This is a genomic window from Arthrobacter sp. ZGTC212, assembly GCF_002929255.1.
GTDB classification, from domain to species: domain Bacteria; phylum Actinomycetota; class Actinomycetes; order Actinomycetales; family Micrococcaceae; genus Arthrobacter_B; species Arthrobacter_B sunyaminii.
The window spans coordinates 331,554-351,441 of record NZ_PJIJ01000001.1 but is presented as its reverse complement, the minus strand read 5'-3'; the positions used below and the strand labels follow the sequence as shown (position 1 = coordinate 351,441).

General features: G+C 64.8%; 21 protein-coding genes. 11 read left to right on the top strand and 10 right to left on the bottom strand.

Annotation, left to right across the window (positions count from 1 at the left end):
• Positions 1 to 42: 42 nt before the first annotated feature.
• Complete coding sequence (locus CXQ89_RS01785) at positions 43 to 612, bottom strand: Asp23/Gls24 family envelope stress response protein (protein WP_104160090.1); 570 nt, start codon at positions 610 to 612, stop codon at positions 43 to 45.
• Positions 613 to 811: 199 nt separating this feature from the next.
• On the opposite strand from CXQ89_RS01785, the gene CXQ89_RS01780 reads away from it, so the two are divergent.
• The 5 genes from CXQ89_RS01780 (at position 812) to aceB (ending at position 4,768) form a co-directional block, all read left to right on the top strand.
• Positions 812 to 1,438: an RNA polymerase sigma factor gene (locus CXQ89_RS01780; protein ID WP_104160089.1), complete on the top strand. Its 627-nt coding sequence runs from the start codon at positions 812 to 814 to the stop codon at positions 1,436 to 1,438.
• Entirely contained in the window at positions 1,429 to 1,989 is a 561-nt protein-coding gene (locus CXQ89_RS01775) for a hypothetical protein (protein ID WP_146067177.1), read from the top strand. The genes CXQ89_RS01780 and CXQ89_RS01775 overlap by 10 nt, the downstream gene beginning before the upstream one ends.
• Positions 1,982 to 2,383, top strand: coding sequence for an Asp23/Gls24 family envelope stress response protein (locus CXQ89_RS01770; protein ID WP_104160087.1), 402 nt, complete (start codon positions 1,982 to 1,984; stop codon positions 2,381 to 2,383). The genes CXQ89_RS01775 and CXQ89_RS01770 overlap by 8 nt, the downstream gene beginning before the upstream one ends.
• A 7-nt stretch (positions 2,384 to 2,390) precedes the next feature.
• Positions 2,391 to 3,032 (top strand): hypothetical protein, encoded by a 642-nt coding sequence (locus CXQ89_RS01765; protein ID WP_104096780.1) that lies wholly within the window; start codon positions 2,391 to 2,393, stop codon positions 3,030 to 3,032.
• Positions 3,033 to 3,169: 137 nt separating this feature from the next.
• Complete coding sequence (aceB, locus tag CXQ89_RS01760; RefSeq protein ID WP_104160086.1) at positions 3,170 to 4,768, top strand: malate synthase A; 1,599 nt, start codon at positions 3,170 to 3,172, stop codon at positions 4,766 to 4,768.
• Here the strand turns inward: aceB and CXQ89_RS01755 are convergent.
• Positions 4,750 to 5,820, bottom strand: coding sequence for an alpha/beta hydrolase (locus tag CXQ89_RS01755; protein ID WP_258059792.1), 1,071 nt, complete (start codon positions 5,818 to 5,820; stop codon positions 4,750 to 4,752). The genes aceB and CXQ89_RS01755 overlap by 19 nt on opposite strands.
• A 172-nt stretch (positions 5,821 to 5,992) precedes the next feature.
• On the opposite strand from CXQ89_RS01755, the gene CXQ89_RS01750 reads away from it, so the two are divergent.
• Both CXQ89_RS01750 and ald read left to right on the top strand, forming a co-directional pair.
• Positions 5,993 to 6,490, top strand: coding sequence for a helix-turn-helix domain-containing protein (locus CXQ89_RS01750; RefSeq protein ID WP_258059791.1), 498 nt, complete (start codon positions 5,993 to 5,995; stop codon positions 6,488 to 6,490).
• Between the two features lie 72 nt (positions 6,491 to 6,562).
• Positions 6,563 to 7,681 (top strand): alanine dehydrogenase, encoded by a 1,119-nt coding sequence (ald, locus tag CXQ89_RS01745; protein ID WP_104160084.1) that lies wholly within the window; start codon positions 6,563 to 6,565, stop codon positions 7,679 to 7,681.
• A gap of 51 nt (positions 7,682 to 7,732) precedes the next feature.
• On the opposite strand, the gene CXQ89_RS01740 is transcribed toward ald, so the two are convergent.
• Positions 7,733 to 8,470: a GAF and ANTAR domain-containing protein gene (locus tag CXQ89_RS01740; RefSeq protein WP_104160083.1), complete on the bottom strand. Its 738-nt coding sequence runs from the start codon at positions 8,468 to 8,470 to the stop codon at positions 7,733 to 7,735.
• 350 nt (positions 8,471 to 8,820) lie between these two features.
• On the opposite strand from CXQ89_RS01740, the gene CXQ89_RS01730 reads away from it, so the two are divergent.
• Positions 8,821 to 9,231, top strand: coding sequence for a hypothetical protein (locus tag CXQ89_RS01730; protein WP_104160082.1), 411 nt, complete (start codon positions 8,821 to 8,823; stop codon positions 9,229 to 9,231).
• A 100-nt stretch (positions 9,232 to 9,331) separates the two neighbouring features.
• On the opposite strand, the gene CXQ89_RS01725 is transcribed toward CXQ89_RS01730, so the two are convergent.
• Together CXQ89_RS01725 and CXQ89_RS01720 are read right to left on the bottom strand one after the other, a co-directional pair.
• Positions 9,332 to 11,551, bottom strand: a complete 2,220-nt coding sequence (locus CXQ89_RS01725; RefSeq protein WP_104053355.1) for a catalase — start codon at positions 11,549 to 11,551, stop codon at positions 9,332 to 9,334.
• 66 nt (positions 11,552 to 11,617) lie between these two features.
• Entirely contained in the window at positions 11,618 to 12,232 is a 615-nt protein-coding gene (locus tag CXQ89_RS01720; RefSeq protein WP_104160081.1) for a TetR/AcrR family transcriptional regulator, read from the bottom strand.
• Between the two features lie 58 nt (positions 12,233 to 12,290).
• Here CXQ89_RS01720 and CXQ89_RS01715 point away from each other — a divergent pair, with 58 nt between their 5' ends.
• Positions 12,291 to 12,899: an NAD(P)H-dependent oxidoreductase gene (locus CXQ89_RS01715; protein ID WP_104160080.1), complete on the top strand. Its 609-nt coding sequence runs from the start codon at positions 12,291 to 12,293 to the stop codon at positions 12,897 to 12,899.
• 120 nt (positions 12,900 to 13,019) lie between these two features.
• Here CXQ89_RS01715 and CXQ89_RS01710 read toward each other — a convergent pair whose 3' ends face one another.
• From CXQ89_RS01710 to CXQ89_RS01690, 5 genes are all read right to left on the bottom strand, one after another.
• The gene (locus CXQ89_RS01710; RefSeq protein ID WP_104053358.1) at positions 13,020 to 13,211 is read right to left on the bottom strand and encodes a hypothetical protein; all 192 of its coding nucleotides are present in this window, start codon (positions 13,209 to 13,211) and stop codon (positions 13,020 to 13,022) included.
• 32 nt (positions 13,212 to 13,243) lie between these two features.
• The gene (locus tag CXQ89_RS01705; RefSeq protein ID WP_104053359.1) at positions 13,244 to 14,203 is read right to left on the bottom strand and encodes a lantibiotic dehydratase C-terminal domain-containing protein; all 960 of its coding nucleotides are present in this window, start codon (positions 14,201 to 14,203) and stop codon (positions 13,244 to 13,246) included.
• Between the two features lie 395 nt (positions 14,204 to 14,598).
• Positions 14,599 to 15,540 (bottom strand): sugar phosphate isomerase/epimerase, encoded by a 942-nt coding sequence (locus tag CXQ89_RS01700; RefSeq protein WP_104160079.1) that lies wholly within the window; start codon positions 15,538 to 15,540, stop codon positions 14,599 to 14,601.
• Positions 15,541 to 15,585: 45 nt separating this feature from the next.
• Complete coding sequence (locus tag CXQ89_RS01695; protein ID WP_104053361.1) at positions 15,586 to 16,356, bottom strand: SDR family NAD(P)-dependent oxidoreductase; 771 nt, start codon at positions 16,354 to 16,356, stop codon at positions 15,586 to 15,588.
• Positions 16,357 to 16,386: 30 nt separating this feature from the next.
• Positions 16,387 to 17,808, bottom strand: coding sequence for a GntP family permease (locus CXQ89_RS01690; protein ID WP_104160078.1), 1,422 nt, complete (start codon positions 17,806 to 17,808; stop codon positions 16,387 to 16,389).
• A 231-nt stretch (positions 17,809 to 18,039) separates the two neighbouring features.
• On the opposite strand from CXQ89_RS01690, the gene CXQ89_RS01685 reads away from it, so the two are divergent.
• Together CXQ89_RS01685 and CXQ89_RS01680 are read left to right on the top strand one after the other, a co-directional pair.
• On the top strand, positions 18,040 to 18,753 hold the full coding sequence (locus tag CXQ89_RS01685; protein ID WP_104160077.1) for a GntR family transcriptional regulator: 714 nt from the start codon (positions 18,040 to 18,042) through the stop codon (positions 18,751 to 18,753).
• Positions 18,754 to 18,889: 136 nt separating this feature from the next.
• Entirely contained in the window at positions 18,890 to 19,885 is a 996-nt protein-coding gene (locus CXQ89_RS01680; protein WP_104160076.1) for a 3-hydroxyacyl-CoA dehydrogenase family protein, read from the top strand.
• The last annotated feature ends 3 nt before the right edge of the window (positions 19,886 to 19,888 follow it).

The window sequence follows — 19,888 nt, the reverse complement described above, 5'->3', positions numbered from 1 at the left end:
GGCACCGCAGCACCTGTCCGGCGGATTTCTTATGCCGGAGCGTCATTCCAACCGGTCCGATGGTTTCTTGTTCGCATCCTGCTCGTCGTCGGAATCGTCTTCCGGCAGGTGCACGTCGGTGACGTTGACGTTCACTTCGAGAACTTCCAGTCCCGTGGCGTTTTCGACGGACCGGATAACGTTGCGCCGGATCCCCTGGCTGACTTCCACGATGGAGTAGCCGTATTCCACCACGATGCTTACGTCGATTGCCGCCTGCCGCTCACCCTTTTCGACGCTGACGCCGTTGCTGACGTTGGTCTGGGATCCGGGAATCCGCTCGGTCATGGAGCTGAACACGCGGCGTGCTGTATTGCCCATGGCATAAACACCGGGCACCTCCCGGGTCGCCAGGCCCGCGAGCTTCTGGACCACCGTCTCTTCAATGGTCGTATCACCGTGCGGCGTATGCAGCGGTCCGGATTTGCGGGCCGGTTCCGTGTCGCTGACGCTGGTCACGGTGCCCGACGACGAGGTGCCGGTGCTGGTGCTCCCGCCCGATGGATGTCCGCTGCCCGGTGACGAGGACACCGGTCCGGAGGATGGTCCTGATGGTTTCTGGGCATCTGCCATGTCGCTCATCTCCTGCTTGAAACTGGTCCCGTTCGGGGAACGCTTGCGAGCTTAAAGACGCACTGCGGGGGTAATCGTCACGCCGTTTGGCAAACTTCCCGCGCCCGCGTCCGTTGTGCCCGCGCACTGTTCCGCCCGCGCGGACGCTCTGGGATTATTTGGAAGGGACCGGCGTCTGCCGGACCGGACAGGGGCGCCCATGGCTGCGGCTGAATCGCCGGACGAGTCCGGCACTGTTACGCGGTCCCGCAGCACGGCACCCGCCCCCGGGTGCAAGGGGCTGGACGAGGCCACGGTGGTGGCGCGTGCCCAGGACGGAGATCTGTCCGCCTTCGAACACCTGGTGGAGTCTTATCAGGGACGCCTGTTCCGTCTGGCATACCGGCTGCTCAATGACCGGGGTGACGCAGAAGACGTTGTGCAGGACACCCTGACCGCCAGCTGGCGTGCCCTTCCCGGACTGGACCGCTCAAGTGCCTTCGGCAGCTGGGTCTACCGGACAGCTACCAACCGGTGCCTCGACGTTCTCCGCCGCCGCACCGCCCATCCTGAAGACAGCGTCGATCTAACCGGACTTTGGCCTGCAATCGGTCCGCTGTCCGGAGATCCGCACCGGACAGCAGAACTGGCGGCCCAGTTCGAGTGTTTGTCCCGGGCACTCGCGGAACTTCCGCCCGACCAGCGTGCGTGCTGGCTGCTGCGCGAAATGCACGACCAGAGCTACGCGGAAATAGGCGCCACCCTGGGAATAGGAACGGGCACGGTGCGCGGCCGGTTGGCACGGGCACGGGAAAAACTCGCGGAGGCGATGATCCAATGGCATTAGAGATGCGCGCTGGCCAGGTTGACTGCGGACGCACCGTCAACCGAATCTGGCAGGACATGCTGCAGCCGCCGGACCGCCACACCCGGTCCTGCCCGGACTGCCGAACCGTCCGTGCCGATTTGGAGCCGCTGTTCAGGGCCACGAACGTGCTTCGGGACCACGACCTGCGGCACCCGGGTCTCCGGCCGCCGTATGCGCTGAAAGAAAGGGTCCTGGATGCGGCCTTCCTGCAGATGCGGCGCAGCCCCCGGTTGTTCCTGGGCGGCACCGCTGAGGGAAGGGTGGAGATCAGCGAAGCGGCCCTCGCCGCCGTCGTGCGCGACGCAGCCCGCGCCATAGGAGGTGTGCGCGCCCGCCGCTGCCGCATTCACCATGAGCCGGAAACAGGTGCCGGGCTGCTGATCCATCTGCGCACTGCAGTGGCCCCGGGAGTCGACATCTGCCGGGCCATGGACTTCCTGCGCCTGACCATTCACGACGCCGTTGAAACGTCCGTGGGCGTTGCACCGCAGGCGGTCCATTTGACGGTAGAGGATCTGTACGATGACTGACCGGCCGCTGCGCGGCAAGGTGATCGGCAGTTCGGTGATAGCTTCTGTGGCCGCACGGGCCGCAAGGGAGACACCCGGAATCCTTCGGTTGGGGCCCCCGCTGGGGCAGCTGGTGGCGCGGGTCCGTTCGGCAGCCCGCAACACCCTGCGCCGGGTTCCGGATACGGGCTACCGGACGAGCCGGGACGGGGTTTTTGCCGCCGTCTCCGACGGCCGTGCAACCGTTGACGTGGAGGTGGCCACGGATGCCCGGTTCAATGCCCTGGAAGTTGCGGCTGACCTCCAGGAACGCGTCCGCCACGCCCTGCGCAGGACCGGAGTTGCAGTCAGTTCGGTGAACGTCACCATCCTCGCCATTGAGGACCCGCCGCCCCCTGCAGCCCCGGGGCGGTGAACCGCGCTTGGGACCGTGGCAAGGCAACTTCACGCAGTGGGCACCGGTGTGGGCGGCGGTGCGCGGGCTGGGAAGCACCCTGGACGGGGACGCGGTGCTGATGGCCCCTTTTGGCGGGGGCGCACCGCAGTATGTGGTTACCTGGCCCGGGCGGAATACTCCCCGGGCCGCCGCGGAGGTCTCCGCGACCCCCGGCGCCCGGCTCACGCTGGTGACCGATGATGCGGACACGGCAAGGGAGTTTGCCGCCGGGCAGGGACTCGCTTCGCTGTCCACGCTGGCGCTGATGACCGCTGATCCCGCAGACCTTCCCCAGGTTCCCCAGCTGCCCGAAGGTGCAGACCTCACCCTGGCGGAATCCCGGGACTATTCGGTGGTGGAAATCAGTGCCTTCGGGGAACCTGTGGCCCGCGGGCGGATTGCACGGGGCGAAGGGTTTGCCGTGTTCGGCGGCATCGACATCCGCCGGCCGGACCCCGACCACACCATGGAAACCGCGGTGCTGGCGGCCCTGGCCGAGGAAGCAGCAGTGCGGGACCTGCCGCTGATCCTGATGCCGGCCCTGCCCAAGTCCGGCTTCTGGTATGCCCGCCAGGGATGGAGCACGGCGGCGGAAGTGCTCACCTTCATGCGCACGCTGGACGCCTAAACTTTTCGTCATGTTTTCACTAAACAGACAAAAATATCCACGATGCGGAAGGCAGTGGAAAGAAAGAGTGTAAGCTCCAACGCATCGATGCATCGGCTGACAACCCAGCCGTCTCACCACTCGTAGGGAGAAACACCATGGCCATTGATGTGAGCGACATGTCCCCCGCCCCGGGGGCCGAGAAAATCCTGACGCCGGATGCGCTGGCGTTTATCGAGGAGCTGCACCACCGGTTCCGGCCCACGCGGGACAACCTGCTGGCAGCCCGGGCTGACCGCCGCAACCGCATCGCGGCCGGAGAAAGCCTGGATTTCCTGCCCGAAACCGCCAGCATCCGTGAGGGCGACTGGAAAGTGGCTGAGGCCCCCGCTGCCCTGAACGACCGCCGCGTGGAGATGACCGGCCCGGCATCGCCGGCCAAGATGGCCATCAACGCACTCAACTCCGGAGCAAAAGTGTGGCTGGCGGACTTGGAGGACGCCCACACCCCCACCTGGCACAACGTGGTGGACGCCGAATACAACCTCTACCGGGCGGCGAGGGGGGACCTCTCCTTCACCTCGCCTGAGGGCAAGGAATACACGCTGCGCACGGACATGCCGCTCGCCGTGCCCGTTGTACGGCCCCGCGGCTGGCACCTTCCGGAAAAGCATGTAACGGTCGACGGCGAACCCGCCGTGGGCGCGCTTGTGGACTTTGGCCTGCACTTCTTCCACAACGCCCGGCAGCTCCTCGACAACGGCCAGGGACCCTACTATTACCTGCCGAAGATGGAAAGCCATCTGGAGGCCCGGCTCTGGAACGACATCTTCACCTTCTCCGAGGAATACGTGGGCATCCCTCAGGGTTCGATCCGCGCCACCGTTCTCATTGAGACCATTCCGGCCGCCTTCGAGATGGACGAAATCCTCTACGAACTGCGGGACCACGCCTCCGGCCTCAACGCAGGCCGCTGGGACTATCTCTTCAGCATGATCAAGGTCTTCCGCGACTCCGGCAAGGATTTCCTGCTGCCGGACCGCGCCGACGTCGCCATGACCGCACCGTTCATGCGCGCCTACACGGAGCTGCTGGTCAGCACCTGCCACCGCCGCGGAGCCTTTGCCATGGGCGGCATGGCAGCCTTCATCCCGAACCGGCGGGAACCGGAAGTCACGGCCAAGGCCTTCGAAAAGGTGACGGCGGACAAGACACGGGAAGCCAACGACGGTTTTGACGGGTCCTGGGTGGCCCACCCGGACATGGTTCAGACCTGCCGTGAGGTGTTCGACTCCGTCCTCGGGGATAAGCCGAACCAGGTGGACAAGCTGCGCGACGACGTCTCCGTCACGGCCAAGGATCTGCTGAACGTCTCCACGGCGGAAGGCGCCATCACCGAGGCCGGCCTGCGGTCCAACCTGTATGTGGCCGTGGCCTACACGGCCGTCTGGCTCTCCGGCAACGGTGCCGTGGCCATCCACAACCTCATGGAGGATGCAGCCACGGCTGAAATCTCCCGCTCACAGGTGTGGCAGCAGGTGCATAACGGCATTGTCCTGGAGGACACCGGAGCCACCGTGACCCCGGAACTGGTGGAACGCCTGCTGGCCGAAGAAACCGAGCGCCTGCGCAGCGAGGTTCCCGAGGATCAGTTCACCCGCTTCTACGCTCCGGCGAGCCAGCTGATTGCAGATATCAGCCTGGCCGACGACTACGTGGACTTCCTGACCCTGCCCGCCTATGAGCTGATCGACTGAGGACCCGCCCGCAGCTCCGGTGACGCTTCCGGGGCTGCGGGCAGGTAGCCCCGCGCCCACTGGTCCACTACCGCGTAGGCACGCCGGCGCACCGGCTTTGCGGACAGGAAAACATCGTGCAGGGCGTCCGGCACCCGCGCCACGGTCACGCAGTTTCCCAGCGACAGTGCCCGGTTGGCCACCACGTCCACGTCCAGTGCGACGTCGGCCTTTTCGGCGTCGGCTGACCACCGGGGTTGCAGATAGCTCTTGTCGGAGAGCAGCACGAGCACGGGAATGTCGAGGCGGAGCCCCTGGGCGACCACAGCCTGGGCGCGGAACACCGCGTTGAGGAACGCAACGGTGCCCGGAAACCCCCGCAGCGGACGCCACAGAAGGTTGTAGGTCCACTCTCCGCCGAAGGCGGAAAAGACGGCGCGGGCGTAGTTTCCGGCGTCCACCGGAGGCAGCGGTGCGAGGGGGTGCCGTTGTGCCTCCCTGCCGATCAGCGGCGAGATGATCCGCCTGCCCAGTTCCGTAGCCTGGAATTCGAGCCACGGACTGTTCAGCACCAGGGCCGAGGCCGCCCCCGGATGCCGGGAAGCCCAGAGACTCAGGGTGAGCCCGCCGGTGGAATGCCCCAGCAGGATCAAGGGCCGCGCAGGCGTCCCGGACTCGGCGGCCTGGCCCGCATTCGGCGGGACGGGCCTCCCCATCGCGGCGAGCGCCGCGGCGATGTCGGCGTCGTACCCGGTAAGGTCCGTGGTGAATCCGGGGCTTTGCCCCGGACGGAGGCTGCGGCCGTAGTTGTGCAGATCCAGGGCATAGAAGCGCATCCCGGCCTGCGCCCAGTACCGGGCAAGTTCGGTCTGGAAAAAGTAGTCCGACCATCCGTGCACATAAAGGACATCGCCGGCGCCGGCGCGCTCCCCGCCGGGCGGGGTGTCCGCGGGCGAGTAGCGGACCAGTGTCGCCGGAGCGCCGTCGGGCAGGTCAAGCGTCAGCTGCTCAAAGTCTTCACCGAGAATGTCAGGCTGCCAGGCTGCCCGGGACGACCGGTTCTGTTCTTGCAAGACAAAAGTTCCCTTCATGCCGCTTGCCCGGAGACCGGATGGCGTCCGCGCGGCTACCGTCCATGCTCCCGCGCCGCCGAGTCTGCGGTCAACGCAGCCGGGCGGCAGCGCCGCTTGGCCAGCGCACGGAGCGGGTGAGGTTATTGCCGGGGATCTTTGGCAAGATGGCAGCATGACCCCGACCCCTCTCCGTACATCTCCGCTCCCGGCCGCAGAGGTGCGGGCATTGTCCCGTGCACTTTCCGCGGGCGACGTGACCGTTTTTGTTGACGGGACTGCGCTGCGCCTGCCCGCTGCCGCCCGCGATGCTGTGCTGGACCTGCTCGCACGGCTGGGCCGGGGTGAAGGCGTTGTGGTGGCCTCCGACGACGGGGCCGAGCCGGCGGCATCCCGGCCGGCGGCGCAGCCGTCCGCTGCACCGTCAGGGCCGACAACCCCGGGTGCCCGGAGCGGCTCCAACATTCCCCTCCTGACGACATCGCAGGCTGCGGCGGCGGCGGGGATCTCCCACACGTATCTGCGCAATCTCACGGATGCCGGAATCATCCCCGTTGAATACCGCGGCACGCACCGCCGCATCCGCCTGTCCGACGTCGAAGCCTGGCTTCAGGCGCAGCAGGCGGCCAGGCCGGCACGGACACAGGACAGCGGCGCACAAGTTGAGGAGTGAGGGCTCCACTCCCCTATGCTGGGGAGAAACCCGGCGGTTGCCCGCCTCACCTGCAATGCAACGGAGCTAGCTGTGATTATCGGTATCCCCAAGGAAATCAAGAACAACGAATTCCGGGTGGCCATTACGGCCTCCGGCGTCCATGAGTTCACGACCCGCGGGCATCAGGTGCTGCTGGAATCCGGCGCGGGCACAGGTTCCAGCATCAGCGATGCCGAATATGCCGGGGCGGGTGCCTCAATTCTGGATTCGGCTGATGATGTCTGGAACCAGTCCGATCTCATCCTGAAGGTCAAGGAACCGGTGGAATCGGAATACCGGTTTTTCCGTCCCGATCTGGTGCTGTTCGCCTACCTGCATCTGGCGGCCGCACCCGAACTGACGAGGGCACTGCTGGCATCGGGAATGACGGCCATTGCCTATGAAACAGTGCAGGAAGGACGGGTGCTGCCGCTGCTGGCACCCATGTCCGAGGTGGCCGGCCGCCTCTCCGTCCAGGTGGGCGCACAGTGCCTGACGTCCCCGGCCGGAGGTCCCGGACTGCTTCTTGGCGGCGTGCCGGGCGTTCGTCCGGCAAAGGTGGTGGTCCTCGGCGCCGGAGTGGCAGGCACCAATGCTGTGGCTGCGGCAGCGGGCGCCCACGCCGACGTCTCCGTCCTGGACATCAACATTGACCGGCTGCGCCAGCTCGATGCCCAGTACGCCGGCCGGATCCGCACCATCGCGTCCAACGCCTTTGAAATTGAGCGTGCGCTGGCGGATGCCGACCTGGTCATTGGTTCGGTGCTCATTCCGGGAGCCCGGGCCCCGAAGCTGGTCACCAATGACATGGTCTCGCGGATGAAGCCCGGCAGCGTCCTGGTGGACATCGCCGTGGACCAGGGCGGATGCTTCGAGGACTCCCGGCCCACCACCCACGAGGATCCGACCTACCGGGTCCACGGGTCCCTGTTCTACTGCGTGGCCAATATGCCCGGCGCGGTGCCCAACACCTCCACGTATGCGCTGACCAACGTCACGCTGCCCTACGCCGTCGCACTGGCCGACCGCGGCGTCCGCGGCGCGTTTGACGCTTCCCCGGCGCTGGCCCGCGGACTGAACATCGCCGGCGGCAAGGTGGCCCATGCCTCAGTGTCCACGGCGCTCGGCCTGGAGCTGACGGAGGACTGGTCCGCGCTCGTCCCGGCCTGATGCGGAAAAGCGCGGACGGCGGAACATTCCCGGCCGTCCGCGCACCGGGCGCTAGCCTTCAGTGAAATGGGTGGCGGCGGGTTCACCGTTCAGCCGCTCAACTATTTCGCCCGCCAGGACCCGCACCTTGACGTTGCGGCTGTTGGAGGCCCGCCGCAGGATGTCAAAAGCCTCCTGCTGAGTGCAGCTGTTTTGTCCCATGATGATGCCCACGGCCAGATCTATGGTGGTCCGTGAGGCGAGCACACCCTGCAGATCCTCCACGGTGGCCGCATGCTGCGAGACCCGTACCGCCAGAAGCAGGGCCTGCGAGGCTTCGGCGGCGTAAGTTTGGGCGACGCGGCGGAAGTCATCGTCGAAAACATCCGGACTCTTGGCGTACAGGTTCATTGCTGCTTTGGCATGCCCGCCCAGCTTGAGCGGAACCGCATACATGGACCGGATGCCGTAGTTCCGGATGCAGTCCATGTACTCCGGCCAGCGGCTGTCGGTGGCAGCATTGCGCACGTGCACCTCGGCCTGGATCCGGATCGCGTGCAGACACGGCCCGTCCCCGAATGCGTACTGGAGTTCATCCATGGCCAGTGCCTCGCTGTCGCTGCTGGCCACGGTGAACTGGTGGTCGCGCGAGCGCTGGAAGGTGATACCGCAGTATGTGGTTCCCCGCAGGGAAAGCGATGACGCCGTCAGAACCGCAAGTTCAGATAGAAAGTCCTGCACATCCTCGTGATGAACGAGCAGATCCTGCAGTTGTGCCCACGGGGCCCTTGTGGTGCTTGAGTCGTCCATGATTCCTCTGCTGGCACATGCCACATCGGAGAGGACGGCGGCAGTATGCGATGGCGGGCGGCAAGCCCGGGCGCGGAATTGTCTGCCGTGCCGTTTGATATTACGATAAAAATTTCACGGTCAAGACGCGGCCATGGCTTTCTGCGCACCCTCCAGCAGAGGATACCCATGGATCCTGCAGTTCAAATTCCCGTCTGTCACCAGTGCGGTGTGGACGATTTTCTCATTTTTGAATCCTTCACCCCGGCGGCAGGCGATACACCCGCTATGGCCAACTACACATGTTCCGTCTGCGAATCCTTCGCCGGACACTTCGTTCCGGCCGGCTGGTTCCCTCCCGGATGGGGCAAATGAGCGCTTCGACCGACAGGTCCGCGCCCGGATATGTTCCCCGGCTGCTTTCCGCCGCAGCGTTCCTCACCAACCGTGCCACCGAAGAATCCCTGGCGGAGCTGCGCCTTACCCATGAACGCACGCTCATCCTGCGGCTGTTGGCCGAATCTCCGGCAACGGAGGATCAGCTCTCCGCGAGTTCAGGGCTGCCCGCCGCCTGCGTCCGCGACTGTCTGGTGGCCCTTCAGCCTTGCGGGTACATCACCTCAGGCGCCGGAGGCCAGTGGACGATCACTGCCTCCGGGGAGAGCATCAGCGCACAGGCCACCCACACCGAAACCCAGCTCATGCTCCTCGCCGACACCGACGTCGAAGGCTTGCGGGCTGAACTGCACGCCCTGATCAGGGCCCTGACGCCGCCCCGCTGAGCACAAACCCGGTTAACGACGAAAGGGGAAGCCAGGCGGTGACTACCGCCTGGCTTCCCCTTTTGAAAGATGCTGCCCGGTTTCCGGCGCAGCGTCCCGGTTACGGAACCATCGTCGGGAAGCGCTCCCAGACGCGGTGGCTTGCCAGCAGTCCGCTGACGCCTGCCGTTACCTCGGCTGGGGTTCCCACCACAACGCCGGGGGCGTCCACAGGAACACCTGCGGCCATGAGGACCGAGCCGCCGTCGCCCAGTGCACCAATGGCCTTGGCATGGCGGAAGGCCTCAGCCAGGAGCATGGTGACGCGCGGGTCAAGGGACGGATGACCCTCGGGGTTGCCTGCCTTGGCATCCAAGCTGTCGACGGCGTCGGGAGCCGGAGCGCCCGTTGCCGCCACCACAATGGCGTCAAACTCGGTGGAGCGCGCGGTCAGGTAGGTCCGCTGGATAGTAACTTCGCCGCCCAGCTTGCCGCCGTGCGGAGCGATCACCAGCGGAACCATGCCCTCGGCGGCGACAGCGGAGAGCACTTCGTTCAGCGCACCCAGGTCCGTTGCGTCGTCGGCCACAACGCCAACCAGACGGCCGGCCACGGGCCAGGTGCCGCCCAGCTGGCTCAGCGCCGGGCTCGGCGGGGTGTCTTCAACGACGACGCTCGGTGCCGGCGCTTCAAGGCCCAGACCGGTTGCCACCTCGGTGGCGAGGCGCTCGTCAATGTTAGCCAGGGACTGTAGCTGACGCAGCCGGATGTTCTCCTCGTAGCACTTGCCGAGTTCAAACGTGTAGGCCTGCACCACATGGTCCTGCTCCACCGGAGTCAGCGAACGGAAGAACATCCGCGTCTGGCTGTAGTGGTCATCGAAGGTTGCCGGATTTTCGCGGACCTTGCGGGACGCCGGCACCTCGGTGGGGACATCGATGAAGGCGCCCATGTCCGCGCCGGCCATGAAGGGGCAGCCGCCGTCGAGGGAATTGGGCTGGTACGGAGCAACCCCCGAGTGGTCCGCGTCCTGGTGGAACCCGTCGCGGAGCATGTCGTTGACCGGGGCGTGCGGACGGTTGATCGGAATCTGGGCAAAGTTCGGACCGCCCAGACGCGTCAGCTGCGTGTCAATGTAGGAGAACAAACGGCCCTGCAGCAGCGGATCATTGGTGACATCGATACCCGGCACCAGGTGTCCGGGGTGGAAGGCCACCTGCTCCGTTTCCGCGAAGAAGTTCGTGACATTGGCGTTCAGGGTCATGGTGCCGATGATCTGCACCGGAGCCAGTTCCTCGGGAACCAGCTTGGTGGGATCGAGGAGGTCGATGCCCTCGAACATTTCGTCTTCGGTGTCCGGGAAGACCTGGATGCCCAGGTCCCACTGCGGGAAGGCGCCGGCTTCAATGGAGTCTGCGAGGTCCCGGCGGTGGAAGTCGGGGTCCATGCCGTTGATGATCTGTGCTTCTTCCCAGACCAGCGAGTGCACGCCCTGCCGCGGCTTCCAGTGGAACTTCACCAGCGTGGTTTCGCCGGCGGCGTTGACCAGGCGGAAGGTGTGAACGCCGAAGCCCTCCATGGTGCGGTAGGAGCGCGGGATGCCGCGGTCCGACATGTTCCACATGGTGTGGTGCTGTGCTTCGGTGTGCAGGGAGACAAAGTCCCAGAAAGTGTCATGGGCACTCTGCGCCTGCGGAATTTCGCGGTCCGGGTGCGGCTTGCCGGCGTGGATGACATCAGGGAACTTGATGGCGTCCTGGATGAAGAACACCGGAATGTTGTTGGCAACCAGATCATAGTTGCCCTCGTCGGTGTAGAACTTGGTGCTGAAACCGCGGGTGTCACGGACGGTGTCCGCGGAACCGCGGGAGCCCAGGACCGTGGAGAAGCGGACAAACACCGGCGTTTCGGTGCCCTTGGCGAGGAAACCTGCCCGGGTGACGCCTTCTGCGGCACCGTTGGCAACAAACACGCCGTGGGCAGCTGCGCCGCGGGCATGGACTACGCGCTCGGGGATGCGCTCGTGGTCAAAGTGAGTGATTTTTTCCCGCAGGTGATGGTCCTGCAGAAGGATCGGTCCGCGGGGACCTGCCTTGAGTGAATGGTCCGTGTCGCCGAGCCGGGCACCCTGTGCGGTGGTCAGGTACCGGCCGCTCTGCGCGTTGGAGGATTTCGGCGCTCCGGTGGGAACGCCGGTGGGTGAGACCGTTTCTGGTCCGTCCTGGTCAGGCTTCGGGGGCAGCGGTTCCCGCGGCTCGGTCGGCTCGGCCAGTTCCGGAGCCTGCGGCCCCGGTACGCCCGGAATCGAACCGCCGGGTACGGATGTGCTCTTGTCAGACATGTAGCCTCCATCATCGTTCGAACCAGACGCCGCCCAAATACGGCGGCCTCTAGACACCCTACTAAATTAGTAAGCCTGCTGACACTTATTTGCTGTCACCGATTCCACTAATTCCAGCCAGCCTTCGGTTATCCGCTCCAGCGGCATCCCCGCACTGCGATGCAGATGCAGCAGCAGCCCGGCTTCCAGGAAGGACTCCAGCTGGTAGGCGGTCAGCTCCGGATCGCGGATCATCGGAAGGGCGGACAGGAGCATCCTGAGATGGCTCAATTCGAGCTGGCGGGCCGGATGCCGGTAGTGCATCAAGGCATCGACGTCGGCCGCCCGCCGCAGCTCCCCGGTGATATCCAGCGCCTGGATCCGTGCAACCCCGAATGCCCGCAGGCGTTCCAGCGGCGGCGCTCCCGGCCCCAGAGGTGCGGGACCGGCCATATAACCTTCCTGAAAGTCTCGTTCTGCGTGGTCAAGCAGTGCCCGCATCACGCCGGCACGGCTGCCGAAGCGCCGGAAAATGGTTCCCTTTCCCACGCCTGCACGGCGTGCCAGATCGTCCATGGTGAGTGCTTCCGCACCCCGCTCGGAAACCATTTCCAGCGCGGTGTGCAGCAACAGGCTGCGGTTTCTTGCCGCATCCAGACGCTCACATCCGCCGCCCGCGCTCTCTTCCCTGCCTGCCTGCATGCGCGCCAGTCTAACCCCCGCGGAATAAAAGCGGACCGTGGTCCGCTTATAGTCTTAGATGCAATACCTGTGCCTCAAACCGGCACGGTCCCTGATAGGAGTTTCCTTGAGCACTAAAGTACTTACCCTGGTCGGCAGCCTTCGGGCCGGTTCCGTCAACCGTCAACTTGCCGAAACGGCCGTCCTGAACGCCCCCGAGGGTGTTGAGATTGTCATCCATGAGGGCATCGGAACCATCCCGTTCTACAACGAAGACATCGACGTCGAGGGCTCCATTCCCGAAGCCGCTGCGGCGCTGCGCAAGGCAGCTGCTTCCTCCGACGCCCTGCTGCTGGTGTGCCCGGAATACAACGGAACAATGCCCGCTGTCCTGAAGAACGCCATTGACTGGCTTTCCCGCCCGTTCGGCGCTGGCGCCATTGCCGGCACCCCCGCAGCCGTAATCGGTTCCGCCTTCGGCCAGTTCGGCGGGGTCTGGGCCCATGATGACGCCCGCAAGTCCCTGGGAATTGCCGGTGCCCACCTGGTGGAGGACGTACGCCTGTCCATTGGCGGCTCCGTGACCCGCTTCGCCGAGATCCAGCCCAAGGATGATGCCGAGGTGGTGGAACAGGTCCGCAGCGTGGTTTCGTCGCTTGCCGGGGCTTCCGCCTCCACCGCTGCCTAGCAGCCCCGCAACGCCAAAGGGACGGACCTGCTGCTGCCGCAGTTCGGTCCGTCCCTTTTTGTGTCTCAGTCTTTTGTGTCTCAGTCCGGTTTTGTGTCTCAGTCCGGGAAGTTTATTTCCTCAATCCCAGAAGCCGCCGGCCCAGGCCGCGTCCCGCAGATAGTCACGTGCGGGACCCACGTCCCAAAGCTCTCCGCTGGAGGCAACAATCCCCTTGTCCCGCAGGTCTTCAACAACGTCTTCGGAGCACCCAAGGGCCTCTGACAGGTCTTGGGAAGTCGACGCTACTATGAACTCGTTGCGGCTTGTCACGGGGTCTCCTTCTGGTAGGGCTTCATCGTTGCCTAGTGCCGGTCCAGCAGTGCCGCTTCGCGTTCCGTGCTCCAACTGCGTGCATACAGGCCCAGTGCTGCCTCCTCCCGCAGTGAAAGCCCGAGTCGGTTCAGCAGCATGTGCGCCTGATACACGGTCAAATGCTGGGCGCTCCTGCTGAGCCGGGCTTTGTCCGCCCGGTAGAGGTAATTGTCGACGCTCCTGAACCAGCGGCGGCGCCAGTTCTCCACTGCGTTTTCGGCAGCGGTGGCAGCCATCAGACGGTGGGTGGGCGTCACCTTCGCGGCAACCTGAATGGTCATCGCCTCCCTGACACTTCCGGCCCGCTGCCCAAAGCCGGCCGTGCAGCTGCGCAAATGGCTGTCCCAGTAGTAGTCCCAGGAGATTCGCCGCCGGTCCGGCCAGCTTGCCGAGTGGGGGCCCTTCATCATGGCGCGGGCGGAATCGAACAGCAGGAGCGATCCGAAGGCCCACCTGTTCTGGACCTTCGGAAACCTGACCGTGGCCCAGGCGCCCAGCTCCGAGGAGAGTTCAAAGACCTCTTCCGCCAGGGCCAGTCCTTCCAGGCCCCCGTATTTGGCCAGATCAGCCTCGAGCCTGGGATTCTGGTGTTCCGCTCCGCCGGGACCCAGACGGTCCGTGGCCGGATCGCTGATCTGCTGGGTCATTTCGAGATGGCCAATGACGCCGCTGGCCTGGTCCCGCAGCGCGCCCAACAGGGGCGTCAGCCGCTCAAAAATTTCGGGTTCTCCAAGGAACCGGACCCGCACATGCGCGTTGGCCGGTTCCAGGCACCTCGTGTAGTACCACCTGCTGGCCCCGTAGGCCTGTGCTTGGGCCGCCAGCGGGGTAACCAGTTCTCCAATGATGCCGTCCGCTACATCGAAGCCCCCGGTGTAAAAGGAGACTGTCCACCATTGTGCCGTCGGGCGAGTTCGTGAGGCGTTTCGAACTGCTGTCAGCTGTGTCATGGCGTGAGTCCCCTCCGGGGTTGGTGCTTGGTTACCGCCGCTGAGCGGGGTCTTGCTGGTTACTCGTTGTAAATCAAGTTGCTTTCCCCCTGAGGGGATTCCTTAGATCCAGTCCCAAACTTTGGTCATCTTTATTCCCCTCCTGTACCTGCGGCCGTGGTGCCGGCCTGTGCGGTTGGTTGACTCCGAAAGCTTCCCCCGCTGCGCAACGCCTCGTCTACCCTTTCCGGTGCCCGGTTCCTGTCATGGCCCCTTTGGCCCTTGCCTGTCATTTATTTGCCTCTGCACTTGACGTTTCGGCCGCATGCCATCAAGGGATATGGCGGATATCCGGTCTTTCTGCGCCGGCTTCCCTGCGATGGCATTAAGCGGTCATGGCAGTCTTTTCGCGGCGGCTATTCTTCCGGCAGCTTGGCCCGCAGGATGTCCCGGATGTAGTTCCGGTTCATGGCAGCCACCGAGAGTCCGTCACCGCCGTAGTGCTCCACGCACATCGGACCGTCAAACCCTGCCTCCAGGGCCATGCCAATGGCCTCCCGGTAATTGATGAATCCGAGGGCCAGCGGCGCGGGTGCAGAGGCGTAGGCACCGGTGGCGGGATCGTGATCCCGGAAGTAGTTCTTCAGCTGCCAGTAGTTGGTGTGCGGGAGCATCTTGACCAGCATTTCGCGCCAGTCCTCAACCGGACGGTGGAGGCGCACAATGTTGCCGATGTCGGGGCAAAGCCCCACGTTGGGCAGATCCACCGCCTTCACCAGCTGAACGGAGCTGTCCGCCGTTCCCAGGAAGGTGCCTTCATACATCTCCAGCGACAGGCTCACTCCGCGTGTCGCGGCATACTCGCCCAGCTCCCTGAAGCGCCCGGCCGCCTTGTCCCGGTTGGCGGGCGTGTCCTCGTCCTCGATTCCCTTGGCGAGCCAGAACCAGGTCGCGTCCTTCTGCTCCTGTGTGAGGGGGTCATGAAGTCCCAGGCAGACCATGGGAGCTTCAAGGTCCGCCGCCGCGTCAATGGTCCGCTTGGTGTAGGCCATGTTCCGCTGCGCCTGCTCTTCATCTGCGTTGATCACACTTTTGCGGGTGACGGCGAGGTCACTGAAAGCGAGCCCGTAGGAACGTGCCGTCTCCAGCAGCTGACGGCGCCCGCCGGCGTCGAGGTCCCCCGCCCGGACCCATGAATCCGTCAGGTCCACGTGGTCGAACCCAGCCAACCTGACTTCCCGCAGGGTCTGTTTCCAGGCCTGCGGCCCGGCCTCGGTACGGTCCAGACCGTCCTGCGTTACTCCCGTGAAGTTGAGCAGGGCCGCTCCGATGGGCCATGTCTCGGGTGTATACGTCATGTTCTTCTCCTTGCGTTGGTCGATGATGCGGATTACTGGGCGGGTTCACACCATGTGCTTGCCGCCGTCGATGAAGTACGAGGCGCCGTTGATGAACCCCGCCTCTTCGCCCACCAGGAAATTCACCAGGGCGGCAACTTCGGACGGGCGGCCAACCCGCTGCACGGGAATGTCTCCGGACAAAGCGGCCTTGCGGTCCTCGCTGAGCGGACCGCCCATGATGTCCGTGTCGATGGGTCCCGGGACAACGGCATTGCAGGTGATGCCGTGCGGCCCGAGCTCCCGGGCTGCACCGCGGGTGAGTCCCAGCACGGCTGCCTTTGCCCCCGCGTATCCCGTCTTCGAGAAGGTCCCGCCGCCGTCGTACGCCGTTATGGACGAGGTGTTCACAATGCGTCCGCCGCAGCCGCCGTCGATCATGCGGCGGGCTGCAGCCTGCATCATGAGCAGTGTTCCCGTGGCGTTGGCGTCCATGACGCGGGTCCACAGTTCTTTCGTGAGCTCGAAGAGGGTGTGCGGGCTGGCGATTCCGGCAAGATTGACCAGTGCAAGCACCGGAGGCAGCTCCTCATCCATTCGGACAAAGGCTGCCTCCACCGAGGCGGGGTCCGCCACATCAACGGCTATGCCCAGGACGGGCTGCACCGCTTCCGCCGCGAGCTCTGCGGCAAAGGAGTGCACTCCTGCCTCGTCCAGGTCCAGCACAGCCACGGCCCAGCCTTCCCTAACAAGACGGCGGGCAACGTGGCGGCCGATCCCGCGTTCGCTGCCCGTGCCCGTGACAACTGCGGTCCGGCGTTCCGGAAAAATGGCCATAAAAACTCCTCAGGGTTAGGGGCGCCGGCGTCACGCGGCTACTGCGTAGACCACCCACGCCAGCACAAAGGACAGGAAACCGATCGCCGTGCCCACCACGGTCCAGGTCTTCAAAGTGGTCAGGGTGTCGAAGCCGCAGAACTTTCCAATCAGCCAGAAACCGGAATCATTGACGTGGGAGAACGTGATGGAGCCTGCTGCAATCGCCACCACCACGGCCGCCAGGCCAATTCCGGAGACACCGAGCTCCATGACAGCCGGGGCCATGATGGAACCGGCCGTTGTGGCTGCGACGGTGGCGGATCCCTGCGCAACGCGGAAGGCGATCGCCACCAGGAACCCGGCGAGGATGACGGGAAGGCCAATGGCGTCCAGTCCGGAAGCTATGGTTCCGCCGATGCCGGTTTCGGTCAGGACGCGGCCGAAAGCGCCGCCGGCACCGGTGATCAGGATGATGGAACAAACCGGGGCCAGCGCATGGTCGACCAGGTCCTCCAGGGCACTGCCGATTTTGCCGCGGCCGCGCCGCGGCCGCATGTAGAGCAGGTACATCGCCGTCAGGGTGGCAATCAGCAGCGCGACGGGAGTGTTTCCGATCAGGCGGGAGAGCTGGAAGAGAATGTTGTCTTCGCCCACTGCCCCGGTTGCCTCGAGTGTGCTGAAGAGGGTGTTGAAGAAGATCAGGACCAGAGGCAGCAGGAGCACGAAGATGATGGTCCAGAACCCCGGCCGCGGAGTGTCCTCATCCAAATCCGCCTCCCCCAGCAGATTTGGAACGGGCATGTCCGGGTACCGCCTGGCAATAATCAGCGCCAGCCGGTACCCGGCGAAGTACCACGCCGGAAGGCCAACCAGCAGAGCAACCACAATCACCATGCCAATGTCCGCACCCATGACCGTTGCCGCCGCGGTGGGACCCGGATGCGGCGGGGTCAGCGCATGCATCATGAGGAACGAGCCGATAGAGGGAAGCACATACAGCATGAAGGAGCCGTCAAGGCGGCGCGCCACCGTGTAAATGATCGGCAGCATCACGATGAATCCGGCATCAAGGAAGATGGGGAAGGCATAGAACAACGAGGCGACGGCCAGCGCCAGAGGTGCCCGCTTCTCCCCGAAACGGCGAAGCATCGCATCCGCAAGGACCTGGGCACCTCCCGATACCTCCACGAGGCGCCCCAGGACGGCACCAAACCCCACCAGCAGGGCAACGGTTCCAACGGTGGTGCTGAATCCGGCAACGACGACGGTCATTACGTCCCCGATGCCGATGCCGGCTGCCAGCGCGGTTAGGACGCTGATGATAATCAGGGCGAAGAAGGCATGGATCCGCAGTTTGATGATCATCAGCAGCAGGACTGCGATGGCCGCCACGGCGATCGAGATCAGTGCCCAGGAGGGCCTGTCGGCCAGGACGAGTGTTTCAGCGGGTAGAACAGCGGGAATGCGCATAGAGGGAACACCTTTGTTCGCTGGAGTTGCTCCACGGGTATGTGATGTGGGCCATAGTTCGGCACGTCTGGGCTATACCCTATAGGATATTGGGATGCTGTCCAGCTGGCCGCCGACCCGCATGGAACGGCGAGCCCTCAGCCGCCACGCTGCAAACCCCCGGGCGGGGCGGATCACTGCCTTGTGGGAAAATCTTGAAGGCACACCAACGGCGGGACCAAGAGGAGCACCATGGGTACGGATGCAGCAGGGAGCGGTGCCTGGGTGCAGCGCAGCGTTTTGGCGGATCAGGTTTACACGGAGATTCTCGCGCGCCTGATGGACGGAAAGCTTGCCTCGGGGGACCCGCTCAGCATTGACGGCACCGCCAGGGATCTTGGCGTATCACCGACCCCCGTCCGGGAGGCACTGGCCAGGCTGGAAGCAACCGGCATGGTGGTGCGCGCCGCCCTGCGCGGCTACCGCGTGGCACCCGTCCTGAGCCATGACGAACTCCTGGACCTCATGGATGCCCGGCTGCTGATCGAGGGGCACGCCGCCGAGGTTGCCTGCAGGCACGCAGACGAGGCGTTTCTGGCGGAGCTCGAGCGTTCCATCGAAGACCTGCGGCAGGCGCCCAACGGACCCAACTTTTCCGATTACCGGTCCTATTGGGAAGCAGACGAGCGTTTCCACCGGGCCATCGCCGAACAAACCCGCAACCGGTTCCTCCTGGGCGCCTACAACTCCCTGGGCGGACACGTCCACCGCTTCCGCCTGTTCGGAGGAACCGGAGTCCGCGATGCACGCAGTGCCATTGAGGAACATACCCGGATTGTCGCCGCCATGCGCCGGGGTGACGCTGAGGAAGCACGCGCCGCAATGGCCGGCCACATCTGCGGCGTTCGGGACCGTGCTGCACGGGAACACGAGGCAACCCGCACCGGCACCGGACAGCCGGACTGACACCCCTCTCCCGACCGAGCCGTCTACGGTGTGGTTGACATCACAGAGCTGCACATGGATCCTATAGGAAAGATGAAATAGCTCCGGTCGAATCCGATCGGACGAATCATTGACCAGTGCATCGGAGGACTCGCCAGTGACCCAGCGAACAGTAGCCGTAGTAGGTTCCGGATACATGGGCGGAGGCATTGCGCAGGTCCTCGCCCTGGGAGGCGCACGAGTTGCGCTTGCCGATGTGTCGCAGGAAGTAGCCGAGAAGAATCTCGAACGCCTGCTCGCCGAAGCGGAGTTGTTCGTTTCGGACGGCCTGTTTCCCGAAGACGCGGTCCGGCGGCTGCGGGAAAACCTTTGGGCGGCCCCCAGCATTGAAGATGCCGTGGCGGATGCCTCCTACATCGAAGAAGCCGTCCCTGAGATCCTTGAGATCAAGCACGCCACTTTGCGGCGGATCAGTGATGCTGCACAGCAGGACGCTGTTATCGGCTCCAACACCTCCACCATCCTGATCGCCACCCTGGCCGAGGCAGTCTCGAACCCGGGCCGCTTCCTGGGGGTGCACTTCTCCAACCCCGCTCCCTTCATCCCCGGAGTGGAAGTCATTCCCCACGCGGGCACCACCGCAGCAACCGTTGAAACAGCCCGGGAAATTGTCGCGCTCACGGGCAAACATGCCGCCGTCGTGAAGGATGTCACGGGCTTTGTGCTCAACCGCCTCCAGTACGCGCTGTTCCACGAGGCCGCCCAGGTGGTTGAGGAGGGCATTGCATCCGCGGAGGACGTGGACACCCTGGTCCGGACCACTTTCGGCTTCCGGTTACCCTTCTTTGGCCCGTTTGCGATCGCCGACATGGCAGGCCTGGACGTTTACTCCTTCTGCTACGCATCGCTGCAGACTTCCTTCCCGGAACGGTTTGCAACCCCGGGAATCCTGAAGGACCTTGTCGATGCCGGGAAGCTCGGCACCAAGTCGGGAGCCGGCTTCCTGCAGATTCCCGCGGACAAATCCCAGGACCTTGTGGCCTACCGGAACAAGGCGTATGTTGCCATGTCCGGGCTGCTGAAGGAGCTCGGACCCAGTCCCGCCGAGGAGGCAGGCCTGGACACCGCCCACACTTCCACGGAAACCCGCTGACCC

Bases quoted from the DNA above. Each gene is read 5' to 3' on its own strand.
- CXQ89_RS01690 (WP_104160078.1), bottom strand. From the start codon at position 17,808: ATGCGCATTCCCGCTGTTCTACCCGCTGAAACACTCGTCCTGGCCGAC.
- CXQ89_RS01695 (WP_104053361.1), bottom strand. From the start codon at position 16,356: ATGGCCATTTTTCCGGAACGCCGGACCGCAGTTGTCACGGGCACGGGC.
- CXQ89_RS01720 (WP_104160081.1), bottom strand. From the start codon at position 12,232: ATGCAGGCAGGCAGGGAAGAGAGCGCGGGCGGCGGATGTGAGCGTCTG.
- CXQ89_RS01770 (WP_104160087.1), top strand. From the start codon at position 1,982: ATGACTGACCGGCCGCTGCGCGGCAAGGTGATCGGCAGTTCGGTGATA.
- CXQ89_RS01715 (WP_104160080.1), top strand. From the start codon at position 12,291: ATGCAATACCTGTGCCTCAAACCGGCACGGTCCCTGATAGGAGTTTCC.
- CXQ89_RS01730 (WP_104160082.1), top strand. From the start codon at position 8,821: ATGAGCGCTTCGACCGACAGGTCCGCGCCCGGATATGTTCCCCGGCTG.
- CXQ89_RS01685 (WP_104160077.1), top strand. From the start codon at position 18,040: ATGGGTACGGATGCAGCAGGGAGCGGTGCCTGGGTGCAGCGCAGCGTT.
- CXQ89_RS01785 (WP_104160090.1), bottom strand. From the start codon at position 612: ATGGCAGATGCCCAGAAACCATCAGGACCATCCTCCGGACCGGTGTCC.
- aceB (WP_104160086.1), top strand. From the start codon at position 3,170: ATGGCCATTGATGTGAGCGACATGTCCCCCGCCCCGGGGGCCGAGAAA.
- CXQ89_RS01775 (WP_146067177.1), top strand. From the start codon at position 1,429: ATGGCATTAGAGATGCGCGCTGGCCAGGTTGACTGCGGACGCACCGTC.
- CXQ89_RS01705 (WP_104053359.1), bottom strand. From the start codon at position 14,203: ATGACACAGCTGACAGCAGTTCGAAACGCCTCACGAACTCGCCCGACG.
- CXQ89_RS01750 (WP_258059791.1), top strand. From the start codon at position 5,993: ATGACCCCGACCCCTCTCCGTACATCTCCGCTCCCGGCCGCAGAGGTG.
- CXQ89_RS01725 (WP_104053355.1), bottom strand. From the start codon at position 11,551: ATGTCTGACAAGAGCACATCCGTACCCGGCGGTTCGATTCCGGGCGTA.
- CXQ89_RS01780 (WP_104160089.1), top strand. From the start codon at position 812: ATGGCTGCGGCTGAATCGCCGGACGAGTCCGGCACTGTTACGCGGTCC.
- CXQ89_RS01740 (WP_104160083.1), bottom strand. From the start codon at position 8,470: ATGGACGACTCAAGCACCACAAGGGCCCCGTGGGCACAACTGCAGGAT.
- CXQ89_RS01700 (WP_104160079.1), bottom strand. From the start codon at position 15,540: ATGACGTATACACCCGAGACATGGCCCATCGGAGCGGCCCTGCTCAAC.